Annotated in this window: 12 protein-coding genes; all 12 read left to right on the forward strand. The window is 58.5% G+C overall.

What is annotated here, in order from left to right; all coding sequences use genetic code 11:
- Positions 1 to 16: 16 nt before the first annotated feature.
- Positions 17 to 883 (forward strand): AAC(3) family N-acetyltransferase, encoded by an 867-nt coding sequence (locus RIN49_RS04370; RefSeq protein ID WP_309118947.1) that lies wholly within the window; start codon positions 17 to 19, stop codon positions 881 to 883.
- A 102-nt stretch (positions 884 to 985) separates the two neighbouring features.
- A complete protein-coding gene (locus RIN49_RS04375; protein ID WP_309118948.1) occupies positions 986 to 3,133 on the forward strand; it encodes an Ig-like domain-containing protein in 2,148 nt (715 codons plus the stop codon).
- A 178-nt stretch (positions 3,134 to 3,311) separates the two neighbouring features.
- Positions 3,312 to 5,546, forward strand: coding sequence for a helix-turn-helix domain-containing protein (locus tag RIN49_RS04380; RefSeq protein WP_309118949.1), 2,235 nt, complete (start codon positions 3,312 to 3,314; stop codon positions 5,544 to 5,546).
- Between the two features lie 255 nt (positions 5,547 to 5,801).
- On the forward strand, positions 5,802 to 6,740 hold the full coding sequence (locus tag RIN49_RS04385; protein WP_309119225.1) for an ABC transporter permease: 939 nt from the start codon (positions 5,802 to 5,804) through the stop codon (positions 6,738 to 6,740).
- Positions 6,741 to 6,750: 10 nt separating this feature from the next.
- Positions 6,751 to 7,647: a carbohydrate ABC transporter permease gene (locus RIN49_RS04390; protein ID WP_309118950.1), complete on the forward strand. Its 897-nt coding sequence runs from the start codon at positions 6,751 to 6,753 to the stop codon at positions 7,645 to 7,647.
- An 81-nt stretch (positions 7,648 to 7,728) separates the two neighbouring features.
- On the forward strand, positions 7,729 to 9,423 hold the full coding sequence (locus RIN49_RS04395; protein ID WP_375295207.1) for an ABC transporter substrate-binding protein: 1,695 nt from the start codon (positions 7,729 to 7,731) through the stop codon (positions 9,421 to 9,423).
- A gap of 183 nt (positions 9,424 to 9,606) precedes the next feature.
- Positions 9,607 to 10,038, forward strand: a complete 432-nt coding sequence (locus RIN49_RS04400) for an RrF2 family transcriptional regulator (RefSeq protein ID WP_309118952.1) — start codon at positions 9,607 to 9,609, stop codon at positions 10,036 to 10,038.
- 101 nt (positions 10,039 to 10,139) lie between these two features.
- A complete protein-coding gene (locus RIN49_RS04405) occupies positions 10,140 to 10,487 on the forward strand; it encodes an IDEAL domain-containing protein (protein ID WP_309118953.1) in 348 nt (115 codons plus the stop codon).
- A gap of 54 nt (positions 10,488 to 10,541) precedes the next feature.
- Positions 10,542 to 10,859 (forward strand): thioredoxin, encoded by a 318-nt coding sequence (gene trxA / locus RIN49_RS04410; RefSeq protein WP_309118954.1) that lies wholly within the window; start codon positions 10,542 to 10,544, stop codon positions 10,857 to 10,859.
- 74 nt (positions 10,860 to 10,933) lie between these two features.
- A complete protein-coding gene (locus RIN49_RS04415; RefSeq protein WP_309118955.1) occupies positions 10,934 to 11,581 on the forward strand; it encodes a nitroreductase family protein in 648 nt (215 codons plus the stop codon).
- Positions 11,582 to 12,073: 492 nt separating this feature from the next.
- Positions 12,074 to 13,519, forward strand: a complete 1,446-nt coding sequence (locus RIN49_RS04420) for a PAS domain S-box protein (RefSeq protein WP_309118956.1) — start codon at positions 12,074 to 12,076, stop codon at positions 13,517 to 13,519.
- The gene (locus tag RIN49_RS04425) at positions 13,516 to 15,480 is read left to right on the forward strand and encodes a methyl-accepting chemotaxis protein (protein ID WP_309118957.1); all 1,965 of its coding nucleotides are present in this window, start codon (positions 13,516 to 13,518) and stop codon (positions 15,478 to 15,480) included. Before RIN49_RS04420 ends, RIN49_RS04425 begins: the two co-directional genes overlap by 4 nt.
- Positions 15,481 to 15,495: the final 15 nt, after the last annotated feature.

Here is a 15,495-nt window from a genome sequence, read left to right on the forward strand (position 1 = left end):
GGAGTTTTTACAGAAAATGTCCCGCGAACGAGAGCTTATCGAACGCACGCATCAAGCGTTGGGCCGTCCGGTCACGCGTTCGTCTTTAGTCGAAGATTTCCGCCGTCTCGGCGTCGAAGAGGGCATGACGCTGCTCGTCCATTCCGCCATGTCGACGGTCGGTTGGGTGGCCGGCGGCGCGCAGGCCGTTATCGAGGCGCTGCAGGGCGCGGTCGGCGAGAACGGTACGCTCGTCATGCCGACCCATACCGGTAATCTGTCCGACCCGTCCCGTTGGCAAAATCCGCCCGTCCCCGAGTCGTGGTGGGAGGCGATCCGCGCGGAGACGCCGGCCTTCGATCCGGACGTCACCCCGGTGTACGGCATGGGCGTCATCCCGGAGACGTTCCGGCGCATGCCCGGCGTCCGCCGGAGCCGCCACCCGCAACTGTCGTTCGCCGCACGGGGCCCGAAGGCGGAGGCGGTGCTCGCCGGCCACGGCGAGGACCCGGATCGCCTGGCCGAGCCGCTCGGGGATGCGTCGCCGATCGGGCGGGTTTACGAGCTCGGCGGGTACGTGCTGCTGCTCGGCGTCGGCTACGAGAACAATACGTCGCTGCACCTGGCGGAATACCGGGCGAAATACGGCCCGAAGGCCGTCGAAACGTGCCAGGCGCCCGTCCTCGCGAACGGCGAGCGCCGCTGGGTGCGGTACGTCGATCTGGCTTTCGACACGGACGACTTCGCGCGCATCGGCGCGGAGTTCGAACTCGACGCCGGGCTCGTCCGCAGCGGCCGAGCGGGTATGGCGCCGACGCGCCTCATGCCGCAGCGGCCGCTCGTCGATTACGCGGCGAGTTGGATGGAGCGGCATCGAGGGGAAAATCCGGCGCCGAGCGCGTAACTTTTTTTCCGCGGTTGACGTCTTTAATAATTGGCAGGGTTTACCGATAGTATAGGTAACCATTAACCAGCTATAGAGAGAAGCAGGAGGAGAAACCGAGAGATGTCGTTCGTTCCCATGCAACGCAGCAGGATATTCATCGCGCTACTATTGCTTATTTCGATGATTTCAGGGGTGCTCGCCTCCCCGGCGAAGGCCGCCGAAGTCGTGACGGCTTTGGAAATCGAGAACGGCGACGAGGTGCACTTGTACGTCGATCATAACACCGCGCAGCTGAAGGCGCTCGCGACGCTCGAAGGCGTCTCGACGAAGAAGGACGTCACGGCGACGGCGGTCTGGGCGACGACGAGCGCGACGGTCGTCAAGGTGGACAAGGGGAAGCTGACGCCGGTGGGCGCCGGCGCCGCCAAGGTGACGGCGAAATACGAAGGCAAGACGGTGACCGTGAACGTGAAGGTCGACTTCTTGTACGAAGCCGTTCGGCTGAACGTGGACGGAACCGTCGCCGTCGAGCTGCAGGATCTGCCGCTCGGCCTGACGGCGAGCGCGGTCGAGAGCGACGGCGCGTTATTCGACGTGACGACCGCGGCGGTCTGGTCGTCGAGCGACCCGGCGGTGGCGACGGTCGACGACGGCAAGGTGCAGCTGTTGAAGAAGGGCACGACGACGATCACGGCGAAATACAAGGGCCGCAGCGACTCCGTGACGTACACGGTCACTTCGCCGTATAAGGCGCTGGACCTCGAGTACGACGGCGAATACGAGTTTACGGTCGGACAAGCTCCCGTCCAGCTGGACGCGATCGCCACGCTGTTGAACGATCTGAGCGAGACGGTGAACGACAAAGCCGTCTGGTCGTCCTCGAATTCGGCGGTCGTCTCCGTCGAAGACGGCAAGCTGACCTTCAAAAGCGCCGGGGTCGCGGACATTCAAGCAACGCGCTTCGGTCTTACGGCGAAGGCGAGCGTCGTGGTGCGGCTCCCGTACCAAGCGTTGATGCTGACGCCGGCGAAGCCGGTCCATATGTTCCTCTCGGACGCTCCGGTGCAGGTGGAAGCGCACGTCGCGAACGACTTCGCGAACAAGCTCGAAGTGACCGGCGAAGCGGAGTGGACGACGTCGAATCCGCTCGTCGTCTCCGTCGACGACGGCCTGTTGAAGCCGAGGGGCGCCGGCGCGGCGGAAGTCGTCGTGACGTACAAGGGGTTGCAGAAGAAGATCGAAGTGACGGTCATGCCGGTCGTGAACGGACTGCATCTCGACGAAACCGAGATGACGCTGTTCAAGGGCGAAGTCGCGGCGCTGCCAGACGTCTACGGCAAAGACTTGAACGGAACGGAATATTCGTTCGCGGACATCGCCGAGTGGACGTCGAGCGACGAGGCCGTCGTCGTCGTCGAGAACGGCAAGCTGAAGGCGAAGAAGCCCGGCGCGGCGACCGTCGCCATGACGATTCGCGGGGAGACGGACGCGCTGGAGGTGACGGTGCGGGAGAAGGCGCTTGCGCTGCTGCCGCAGACGTCCGCGTATTCGCTCGTTAGAGGCGAGACGACGGCGCTGCCGAAGGTGACGGCGCTGCTCGAGGACGGAACGGAGCTCGAGATTTCGGGCGCCGTCGAATGGACGACGTCCTCGCCGAACCTGCTGATCGCGGGAACGACGATGAAGGCGCTGTTGAACTCGAAGGTGACGCTGACGGGATCGTACTTGAACAAGAAGATTACGATTCCGGTTACGATCGAGGACAAGATGACGAACGTCGTCGTCGAACCGACGGCGGTGACGCTGAACCCGAAGCGCAGCCAGACCATTAAGGTGACCGGCAAGGATTCGACCGGCAAGACGGTGACGCTGACCCGCAGCATCGTCTGGACGTCTTCGAATCCGTCCGCGGCGACCGTAAGCGGCTCGACCGTTCGCGGCGTCGCGGAGGGAGCCGCGACGTTGACCGCGACGTACCAAGGGCAGTCGCTCGCCGTCAGCGTCGCGGTCGAGCCGCGGCTCGAGAAGGTCGTCCTCTCCGAGAAGTCCGCGAAGCTCGCGGTCGGCGGATCGACGACGTTCGCGTTGACCGCTTATTACGACAACGGCGCGACGAAGGACGTCACGCATCTGGCGACGTGGACGTCGTCCAACGTCTCGGTCGCGTCCGTCGCGCTCGGAAAGACGAAGGGCCTCAAGAAGGGGAGCGTCTCCGTGAAGGCGAAGTTCGAAAACAAGACGGCGACCGCGCGCGTAACGGTCTCCTAAATCATTCATAGAAACCCGCCGGAGACGGCGGGTTTTTCTTTTGAATCGGAATTCGGCACAAAAGGTCAAAAAATAGGACGCTTTGTGAATGTCTTGCGGAAGAGGCCGAAGTCATAATGGTAGCAATGAAAGCGCCTTCCCGGGAGAAGAGAAAGAAGCACGAGCGCGGAGGTAAAAGATGAAGAGAAAGTCTTTGTTGTACCGCCAGCTACTATCGTACGTACCCGCTTTCTTTATCGTGATGACGTTTATTTTCTTCGTATTCTTTCAGATTCTCGGCGAACAGACCCGCAAAGAGGCGATCAAGGCGAACGAGTCGCTGCTGCTGCATGCATTGCGGACGACTGACGATTCCTTGAAAAAAATAGACGAAGCCTTGGTCGCCGAATTGTTGAACAACCCGGATTTATCCTCCTTCTTCGACGATGGCCGGAAGGATGACGTTGTACTGAATATGAAGGTCATCCGAGCGCTCACGCAGCTGAAAGTATCGAATCCGTCCGTCGACTCGCTCTACCTCGTTCGAACGCGGGACCATTTCGCCTTGAGCGCCGCGATTGCCTCGGAACTGCAAGACTATCCCGATTATGCATTCATAGAGCCTTATCTGGAAGTCGGAAACGATCTAGCGGGATGGACCGGGATTCGTACATTTCAGGAATTCAGCTTCAACGGTGCGGAACCGGTCGTCTCGCTCGTTCGCAAAGCTCCGTTCGTGACCGACGGGAAGGGCTTCGTCGTTGTCAACGTATCGGTCGAGACGATGGCCGGCCGTTTGAAAAGCATATACGATCCCGAGGTGAGCTTTCTTCGAATCCACGATGGGAACCGAAGCCCTATGGTCGACGTCTTCGATCCGAAATCGGGAGGAGAAAAGGTGTTTTCCACGCTGACATCGCCATACACCGGCTGGGTGTATGAGAGCGGTCTGGTCAACGGGAAGATGGTCTCCGTCGTCAATCAGCTGTATAATGCATGGTTTTGGATCGGCCTCGTCATGATCGCGGCGGGGTTATATTGGATCGTGTTCGTGACGCGCCGAAATTATAAGCCGGTCGAGCAGATCGTGTCGCGCATTCAAGCGTTCACGCAGACGAAGACGAACGCGCTGCTCCACGGGAATAACGACGACGAATTCGCCTTTATCGAAACCGCCATCGAAAGCTTGCTAGAGCAGTCCAATCAGTATCGGCAGCGGCATCATGCGGATCTGCCGATGAAGAAAGCGTATTTGTTCCAGCAATTGTTGGAGGGCCAGTTCCCCATCGACATGGAGCAGTGGGAGGCGTTGGAGCTTCCGGATTTGGAAAAGCGGCATGTCGTGAGCATCGTGGGCATTGATTCCTACGCGCAATTTTGCAATCGGTTTTCGCAGCGGGACCAAAACCTGCTCAAATTCGCGTTGCGAAGCGTCATTCATGAGATGGCTCAGCAGCATGGGACCGAAGTCTGGACGGAATGGCTGTTCCCAGATAAGTTAGGGATGCTATCGTCGGCAGAAGCGGGACCTGAATTCCAATGGCTTCAGGCGACGGCTCTATTGGAGCAAGCGCGCATCTGGGTGGAAGCGCATCTGAAGCTGACGATCTCGGCGGGAGTCGGGGGGATCGCTTCGGCGTATTCTCTTATCCCCGATTCGTACGAACAGGCGCGCGAAGCGCTCAATTATAATATGATTCTCGGCGATAACCGCGTCATCGCGTACGACCAAGTCGCGAAACAAGACAAGGGGAACGCGTTCGACTATTTGCACTTGATTCATTCGACGGCGCAATCGTTCCGGTTGATGAACGATCGCTGGCGGGAGCAGTTCGAAACCGTCCTTCGAACGATCGAACGGGATATGCTGAGCAACGACCAAATTTTGAATCTAGCGGATTATTTGATCTATTGTCTGGGGCGCGAGCTATCGCTCATGAACGCCGAGGTCCAAGAGTTATGGGGGCGGGAAGGGGAGCCGGCGTTGAAGGCTGCGCTTTCGCAGTCGGATACGTTCGATAGGATGGCGACGCGCTTCGGACAAGCGCTGGATTCGATCTACGGACAGCTGTCGGACATGTCGACGAGAAGGAGTCATGCCGCAACGATCCATAATATTCGCAGTTACTTGGAGTCGAACTTCGCGAATCCGGACGTATCCCTGGAACATGTCAGCGATCGGTTCGACTTGAATTGGAAATCGCTCAGCAAGATGTTCAAAGAAGAGACGGGGCATAAATTCGTCGATTACTTAATCGGGCTTCGGATCGTCCGAGCGAGAAAGCTTCTGGCGGAGACGAACCTTCCGATTCAAGACGTCGCCGCCGAGGTCGGGTATACGAATGCGATATCCTTCGGGCGGATGTTCAAGAGGGTCGTCGGGATGACGCCGGGGGAGTATCGGGAGCGGGCGGACCGGACAGGGGAAGAATGAAACGACCGAGTCCCGCAAGGGGATAATCCCTTGCGGGACTTTGCATTGGGGCGAAGAGGAAAAAAGTTTATAAGCGAAAAAACATTGGGTTCCCCGACTTCGATCGCTTCGGCGCGTCGTTAGGCCTCCGGAGGAATTACGTTGCGCCGGGAATCTTGTTTATTGAGCGAAGCCGCCGGGACTCTATAGAATGGGGCCAGACCCAACGAAAAGGAGAGCGGCCCGATGGCAGACACCGTCAACGATGCGGCAGCGATGCGGCAGCCCCATGCGTATCCGAGGAAGTCCCGCGTTTCCGCCGTAAGGAAGTGGAAGAGGCATTGGCAGTACTACTTGCTCGTCGCCCTCCCCCTTCTCTACATCTTGATTTTCAAGTATATTCCGATGTTCGGCGTACTGATCGCGTTCAAGGAGTATAACGTCGTTCAAGGCATTCTAGGCAGTCCCTGGGCAGGGCTCGATTATTTCAAGCAAATATTCGATACGCCGTTTATTTGGGATTACTTCAAGAACACGTTAGAGATCTCCTTATACGGCATGCTTGTCGGATTTCCGGCGCCGATCGCGTTGGCGCTGGCCCTGAACGAAATTCGCAACGGCCGATTCAAGAAGACGGTCCAGATGGTCACTTATGCGCCATATTTTATTTCCACCGTCGTCATCGTTTCGATCCTGATCGTCAATCTTTCGCCGAATACCGGACTGATGAGCAGCCTGTTCCGAAGCTTGGGGCTCGAGCCGATCGATTTCATGGGCAAGCCGGGATGGTTCACGTCGATCTATGTTTGGTCCGACGTATGGCAATTCGTCGGGTATGGCGCCATCATCTACATCGCCGCATTGGCCGGGGTGAATCCGGAATTGTACGAAGCGGCTAAGGTAGACGGAGCGACTCGTCGACAGAAGATCGTCCATATCGATCTGCCGAGCTTGGTTCCGGTCATGGTCATCTTGCTCATCTTGAACATGGGCAATGTCATGAGCGTCGGCTTCGAGAAAATGTATTTGATGCAGAACCCGCTCAATCAGGCTTCTTCGGAGGTGATTTCGACTTACGTGTATAAGGTCGGACTCCTGGAAACGAATTTCAGCTTCTCGGCCGCCGTCGGTTTATTGAATTCAGTCATTAATTTCATATTGCTCGTACTCGTCAATTTCATCGCCAAAAAAGTTTCCAGCACGAGCTTATGGTAGGGGGATTCGTATGAACAAATCGGCCATCCGAGAGTCGGCGTCCGATCGCCTGTTCCTTCTGGCGGTTTACCTTTTTCTCATCGCCGTCCTTCTCGCGATCTTGCTTCCGCTTATGCACATCGTCAGCGCATCGTTCAGCGCGCCGGCCGCCGTCACCTCGGGCCAAGTGTGGCTGCTGCCGGTGGAGCCGACCCTCGTAGGGTATCAGGCCGTGTTTCAAAACGCCAATATCGTCACCGGTTTCGTCAATTCGTTGTTTTATACGGTGACGGGGACGCTCGTCAATGTGGCGTTCACGGTCATGCTCGCTTATCCGTTAGCCCGAAAGACGTTCCAAGGACGAAGCGTCATGATGATCGCGATCGTGTTTACGATGTTTTTCGACGGGGGGCTCATTCCGAATTATTTGCTCGTCAAATCGCTCGGCTTGTTGGATACCCGATGGGCGATGATTTTGCCGGGGGCGTTGGCCGTATTTCAGGTGATCATCGCCAGGACGTTCTTCCAGACGACGATTCCGGACGAACTCGCCGAAGCGGCCGATATCGACGGGTGCACCGATATGAGGTTTTTCTTGAGCGTCGTTCTCCCGTTGTCTAAGCCGATATTGGCCGTACTGACGCTGATGTATGCGGTGGGACACTGGAATACGTATTTCAGCGCTTTGATTTATTTGAAGGACAGCGCGTTGTATCCGCTGCAAATTTTCCTTCGGGAGATTTTAATCTTGAACAGCTCGGATTCGGATATGTACACCAATATGAACCAAATGCTGGTCCGACAAGGATTGAAGGATATGCTGAAATATTCTTTGATCGTCGTTGCGAGCGTACCCGTACTGATCATCTACCCGTTCGTGCAAAAGTATTTCGTCAAAGGGGTAATGATCGGATCTTTGAAAGGGTAACGCGATGGGCCGGCGAATGGACGGAGGTGATGTCGGAACCCGATCCTCGGCGGACGGCTGTGTAGTTCAAGGGTGTCGCGCATGTTAAAACAAGGAGGAATTTTGTTGAAAACGAATATGAGATCGATCGCGAGTTTGATCCTGGCGGCGGCATTCGCGCTGTCCGCTTGCAGCAACGGCAACGGAGGCGTCGACGACGCCGGTTCGCAGCAACCGAACGAGACACAACCGTCGAACGCGGCGGAAGCGTCGAACGGAACCCAGGCGTCGAGCGAGCCCGTAACGGTGACCGTGTTCGCTCCGCAAACCGAAGGGATCCAGAAGTTGGACGAGAACCGGTTCTCCAAGCATCTGGAGGAACGGCTGAACATCAAATTCGATTGGGAGATAACCCCGTACAATGTGTTCGGAGACAAGAAGATGCTTCTGCTCGCTAGCGGGGACTATCCATCGGTCATTCTCGACGCCGGCATGTCGAAAGCGGATCTTATCAAATACGGCAAACAAGGCGTACTCCTTCCCCTTAACGACCTGATCGATCGGTATGCGCCGAATATTAAACAAGCGATGGAAGAGATCGATTACTTGAAACCGGCCATGACCGCGCCCGATGGAATCATTTACGCCTTGCCGAAGGTGAACGAATGCAAGCACTGTACGTTCGGCCACAGAATGTGGATCAATACGGCTTGGCTGGAGAAGCTGGGACTCGCGATGCCGACGACGACGGACGAGTTTTATGAGGTGCTGAAAGCGTTCAAAGAACAAGATCCGAACGGCAACGGTCAGCCGGACGAAATTCCGCTGACGACCTCCTACGATATGTGGGGCGGAGGTTTGACTCCCTTCCTGATGAACGCGTTTATTTACGAAGATCCGGCGACTCGCCTTAGCATTCGCGACGGAGAGGTGATTATGTCCGCCGCTCAACCGGAATGGAAGGAAGGACTGGCCTATCTCCGCAAGCTTTATAGCGAAGGACTGGTCGATCAAGGCGCCTTCACCCAAAATAACGATGCCGTCAGGCAATTGGGCGCCAAGCCGGAGCCGGTCGTAGGAGCGGTAAGCTATGCGTTGATCAGCAGCATGATCGGCGTGAACGACGAGACGCCTCTTCACAAGGATTACGATGTCGTCCCGCCGCTGAAAGGACCGGCCGGCGTACAACTCAGCTATTACGACGTCGGCGCCGGGGGCGGACAATTCGTCATTACGAACAAGGCGACCGAGGAACAGCAAATCGCCGCGATTCGATTAGCCGATTACTTGTTCTCGGAAGAAGGCACTCTCATGACGACGTGGGGCTTCGAAGAGGGCGGCTGGATCAAAGCGAAAGAAGGGTCGCTGGATTACAACGGAAATCAGGCGAAGTACGAGGACATAACGAAGAACAGACCGCAAGGCACGTTGGACGAGACGTGGTGGCAGCTCGGGACGATGAAGATGACGAACGCGATGCGCGAATCGTTCGTCGCGCCGGAGGATCCTCTCGGCAACGGAGGATACGAGTATCGGCTCTGGCTAGCCGCCAAAAAGTATGAGCCTTACGCCAAACCCGAGGTCGTGTATCCGAAGGATGTATTTTACGATCCGGACGACGCGACGTTCATCGCGCAGATCCAAAAGTCGATCCAAGACTATGTCAACACGAACGCGGCCCAATTCATTACCGGCAACAGAGATCTCGAGAAAGATTGGGAAAGCTATCTGGAAGGGTTCCAAGGCATGAAGCTGGATCAGTATTTGGAAGTGATGCAGAGCGCAATAGCGGAATAGGGGACCTGATGAACCACGGCTGCCGCTCGAGGCAGCCGTGTTGTCCGTGGGAAGTCGGACAGGTCCCTTCGGTCCGACTTCAAGCGGTCGCTCGATCCGCGCCGAACCCCTTGACAGAATCAACTGTAATTAATAAAATAACAGTAGTAAGACGCCGACGACAAGACGAGGAGACATGGAACGATGAACAGCGAATTCACGATCGCGGTACACAGTCTCGTCCTCCTTGCGTACACGCCGGACCATATGGCGACGAGCGAGAAGATCGCGTGCAACGTCGCGACGCATCCCGCGAGGGTGCGCAAGGTGATGGGCTGCCTGCGCAACCGGGGATACGTCGTCACGAAGGAAGGTCTCGGCGGAGGATATTCGCTCGACTGCGATCCGGATGCCGTCACGTTGGCCGAGATTTACCGGGTGATGTGTCCGGGCTCGCTGAAGCCGTCATGGACCTCGGGCAATCCCGAGGAGAAGTGTTTGGTCGCGGGCAACATGCAGTGCGTCATGGATCGGATTTTCGCGGACGCGGAGCGGCACTTGGAGGCATACTTCGAGGGGCTGACGATCGGCGACGTGCTTAGGTCGATTCGGGAATCGCAGAAGGCGAAGGGATAGGACGGAATGGGGAAGCGACTTCTTGCGGGAGACGGCGCCCTTTTCCGAGGTAACTGTTACAGATTTGATTACAATTTGGATTCATGCGAGGAGGAAGAGACATGTCGGAGCAGCTTAAGCAAGCGAGACTGGCGGAGGGCGATTGGGTCGCGGGGACGTCGGTGAACGACGAACGGATCCGGGGGTATGTACGCAGCCGCGACCCGTTGGACGGAATCGTAACGGTCGCCGTCGTCGAGTCGGATCGCGCGGAGTCGGTCGGGAAGACGGTGTATGCGAAGGAGGCGCAGCTGAAGCGGCTGCCGGACGACGTGGCGTCCGACCCCGAAGCGCTGCGCGAGCTGATCGACTTGGCGCTGTCGGCGCGGGACGAGGCTTGGTTTTACGAGCTGACGGCGGAGCTGATCGCGCTGACGGCGGTGAGAGGGATGTCCGCGGCGCCGGCCTAAAGACGGCGAACCGCGTTAATTATATATATTATCTATAGGGTAGGAGGGTTTTCTATGTCGTTGCAACATGTGACGGATCAAACCTGGGGTGAGGTCGTCGGTCGAGACGGATTGGTATTGGTGGATTTCTGGGCGCCTTGGTGTGGACCGTGCCGGATGATCGCCCCGGTGCTCGACGAAGTGGCCGCGGAGGCGGGCGACAAGCTGACCGTCGCGAAGCTGAATGTGGACGATAATCCCGAGTCGGCTGCGGCGAACGGCGTCATGAGCATTCCGACGCTGAAGCTGTTCAAGAACGGCGTCGAGGTGGATATGGTGGTAGGGTTCCGGGACAAGACGCAGCTGAAGCAGTGGATCGAACGACATATCTAATAGAGAACAAGAGAACAATAGAGACGGAATAGTGACGGAATAGAGACATCGAGCGGAGAGGAATGGGAGAACCAATGGAACCGACTGTAATCGAAGAGGCTTCGCGCACGCCGGAGACGATCCGCGTCATGAAGGAACGGCATTCGGTGCGCGCGTACGAAGCGGGACTCGCGATGCCGAAGGAGGATCTCGACGCGATTCTAAGCGCGGCCGGGAGCGCGCCGTCGTCGTGGAACCTGCAGCCGTGGAAGTTTCTCGCGATCGAGGACGCGGCGCTTCGCGAGAAGCTGCTGCCGATTGCGAACCATCAGCGGCAGGTCGTGGATAGCTCGGTCGTCGTCGCCGTGCTCGGGGATCTAGAGGGGTACCGCAACGCGGAAATCGTGTACGGCGAGCGCGTCGAGTCCGGCGCGATGAGCGCGGAGATCAAGGATACGCTCGTCGGCCAAGTGGAGCGCGCCTACGGGAGCGGCACGGTCGCCCGGGACGAGGCGTTCCTCAACGGCGGCTTCGCCGCGATGCAGCTCATGCTGGCCGCCAAGGCGCTCGGATACGATACGTGCCCGATGGGCGGGTTCCGCAAGGACGCGTTCGTCGAGGCGTTCCGCGTTCCGGAGCGGTACGTTCCGCTGCTGCTGATCTCGATCGGCAAGCCGGCGAAGGCGGCGCACCCGTCGACGCGGTTCTCGTTGGAGGAGACGGTCGTGCGGGATACGTTTTAAGTTTGGGGGGGGGGGGGGGCGGAAGCCCACCTTTTTTTAGTTTATAGCAACAAACCGCGGCAGATAAGCGGAATATTCCGTCTAAAGCGGCGACACTGCCTCAACCTTAGAGCATCCGCATTGTTTCATACGCCATAGCCGCCTCTCTCGCCACCCGCCCCGACGGTCCGGCACAATCCGCCGCCTCGCGCCGCGATTCCGTCGGCAATCGACGGCACGGCCGCGCGAACGACACACGAACCGTCACGCCCGCCTTCCATGATCTGCAAATCCGGTCGAATCAACCGTAAAAATCGCATATCCGATGTCGCCTTCCCCCGATTTTGATCCGTGTTCAAAAAAAAATTAAGGCATCCGACAGCATACGACAAAAGCATACAGAACCCGACGTCGTTCTTCGTTTACACAATTTATCGATATCTCTATACTTTGAAAAGTGGTCGAAGGATTACCAATTTAATTACATATATTTACAGCTGGTGGAGATTAATCATGGATAGTCTAGACGATTGCAGCGAAGAGCGCTCCTACCCCTTCGGGCCGATTCACGAGTGGCTGCCCGACGTCAGCGTCGCGGAGAACGGACGGATGATCGTCGTCTCGCGAAGCATGCGGGAGCTATTCGGCTACGGGGACCGCGAGTTGATCGGCGAACGGATCGAACGATTGTTCAGTCCGGATTCCCTGGAGCGCTTATCGGGTTCGGACGAGCAGCCGTTCCGCCTTCAGACGAAGGCGTACCGCAAAAACAAAACGACGATTCACGTCGACCTACACGCGTCTACGTTTCATCGCGGCAGCAGCGTATACCTCGTTATTCGCGCCATGGAGGACATCACGCCCCCGAAGGCGGAGGAGACGAGCGTCGCGATCATCGAGGAGCGGTTCCGGTCGGCGTTTCATTTCGCGGCCGTCGGCATGGCGCTGGTGACCGTGCAGGGCGTCCTGCAGGAGATGAACTACGCGTTCTGCGAAATTATCGGGCTTCCGGCGCAGACGTCGGGAGCGCTGAATATCAAGTCGTTCCTGTACCCGGAAGACATGGACAGCTATCTGGAGGGCTGCACGCGGCTGTTGATCGGAGAGACGCAGTCGTGCGAGATGGAGAAGCGGCTCCTCCACGCCTCGGGCCGCCTCGTCTGGGGAGCGCTGTGCATCACGCTGGTTCGAGACGTCGACGGTCGTCCGCTGAACTACATCATACAACTCCAAGACATTACGCAGAAGAAGGAGACGGAAGAGCTGCTCCGCAAGTCCGACAAGCTCACCATCGTCGGTCAGCTGGCGGCCGGCGTCGCGCACGAAGTACGCAATCCGCTGACCGTGTTGAAGGGTTTCGCCCAGATTTTGCGTTCGGGGGACAGAGGGAACCGCTATTTCGAGCTGATGCTCTCCGAGGTGGAGCGCATCGAATCGATTATCGGGGAGTTTCTGATGCTGGCCAAACCCCAGATGGTGAAATTCTACGAAGCGGACTTGAACGTGCTGACGAGCGAAGTCGCGAGCTTGATGGAGACGAAAGCGATCATGAGCGGCGTCCAAATCCATATGCGCCCGCCGTCCGGTCCGAATCCGATATTGTGCGACGCGAATCAGATCAAGCAGATGCTGGTGAACCTGATGCAGAACGCGATCGAATCGATGACGAGCGGCGGCCGGCTGCGCGTCGGGCTGACCCGGAAGGAGCCGTCGGCCGTGACGCTGACCGTGGAAGACGACGGCTGCGGCATTCCCGAGGATCGGCTGTCGAAGCTTGGGGAGCCGTTCTACTCCAGTAAGGAGAAGGGAACGGGGCTCGGTCTGATGATTAGCTACCAGATCATTCAGAAGCACCGAGGACGCGTGAAAGTAACGAGCAAAGTGAACGAAGGCACGACTTTCGAGATCGTGTTTCCGATATCCGAAAAATCAACGTTACTGGAGGTTCGTCAACCATGAATGAGAAGAAGACGCTGCTGTCGCCGCCCACGTATCCGAAGATCAGGCAGGACGAAGCGCCGCCGAGAGAGGCGAGGGAGTTCCGGTCCGAACCTGCGGATTCGCTCGACCCTGCGGCGGGCAAGCGGCTGCAGGAGCAGCGGCAGCGGGCGAGGACGTTCGCGAAATACCAGCAGCTGTCGGAACGGTTGGCCGCGGCGTCGCAGCAGCTGTCCGCGGGCGTAGAGGAATCGCAGTCGGCGATGCAAGAGCTGCGCCAAGCGATGGAGCAGCTCGTGACGGGCGCGGAAGAGTCGAGCGCCGCATGCGAGGAAAGCTCGGCCTCCATTACGAAGATCATGGACAATATGAACGCGATCTCCCATAACGTGACGCTGTCGATGAACCGGAGCTTGACGATTCAGCAGATCGTCGCGGGCTCGTCCTCCGACATTCATCGGCTCGTCGAGGGCGTGACGTTCTCCGCGGCCAAGAGCTCGGATTCGGCGCGCGCGATCGGCCGATTGGAGCGGCAGGCGCAGGAGATCGGCGACATTATCGGCACGGTCGTTCATCTGGCGGATCAGACGAATCTGCTGGCGCTGAACGCGGCGATCGAAGCGGCGAGAGCCGGAGAGCACGGCGCCGGCTTCGCGATCGTGGCGGACGAGGTGCGCGCGCTGGCGGAAGTGTCCGAGAAGTCCGCGAACGATATTCGGGGACTCGTCGCGAGCATTCAAGCGGAGGTCGCTCCGATCGCGGCGTCGATCAAGGAGGCGGAACGCGTCGCGCTGCAGGAGGCGGACAACGGGCGCGGCGTCATCCGATTGCTGACGACCGTAAGCGAGAAGATCGAGCTGTTCGTCCAGCGCGTGAAGGAAATGAACGGAGAGTCGCTCGTCCTGCGGACCGGCATTCGCGATTTCGAAAACGGCGCGAGGGTCATCGCCCAAGCGTCCGAGGAGCAGGCGACGGGCGCCGCTCAAGCGCTCCAGGCGATTCTTCAGCAATCGAGAGCGCTGCAGGACATCAATCACAGCGCTCTGGAGCTTTCGGATCTCACCGAGGATTTGCGCTCGAGCAAGAACGCGGCGCGTTCGGCCGAGACGTTGGCCGCGGCGGCGGCGGAGCTGTCCGCCTCGATTACGGAAGCGGGACAGTCGGCGCAGCAGATCATGTACGCGATCAACGGCATGGACCGGAGCTCGGAGATGCAGTCCGTGGCGACGGAGCAATCCGCGACGGCGGTCACGCAGCTCGAGCAGATGACGAAGAAGGTGGCCGGCCTCGCCGTATCGTCCGAGACGCATCTCGCCGAAGTGGCGAGCCTGTACGACGCGGGGAAGCGGCAAACCGACGCCATGATCGAAAATGTCGCGGAAGGCCTCCAGGCTATGGAGGACAATCTGGACAAGCTGGTTCGCCTCGACGGTCAATTCTGCAGCATCGACAAGATCGTGAACGCGATCGACCGCGTCGGCATCCAGACGAACATGCTGGCCGTCAACGGCGCGATCGAAGCGGCGGGCGCCGGGAAATTCGGCCGCGGTTTCGCGGTCGTGGCGGCGGACATTCGTTCGCTGGCCGTCGAGACGGCGGGTCATGCGGAGAACATCAAGGATCTCATCCGCGATACGCAGTCGCAGGTGTCGGCCGTGCTGCGGGAGCTGCAAGTGTCCAAGGAGACGACGAAGGCCGAGGTCGAGAAGGAGAAGCGCATCTTGACCGATTCGCTCCGCATCGAAGAAGATTTGCGCCATATGCGCAGCATGATCGCCGATAACGCGGGCCGGTTGAACGAGATGGAATTCGCCATTATCGAATCCAAGCGGGCGGTCGATCAGATCGCGGTCACGTCCGCGGAATCCGCGGCGGCGAGCAAGCAGGCGGCGCATGCCGGTCAAGAGCAAAACATCGGCATCAACGAGCTGGCTCGGGCGATCGAGGAAATCGCGAGCATGGCGGACGACATCTACTTGTAACGCGCCGGAAAGAAG

It is taken from the genome of Paenibacillus sp. (assembly GCF_031177825.1).
Lineage (GTDB): Bacteria > Bacillota > Bacilli > Paenibacillales > YIM-B00363 > Paenibacillus_AE.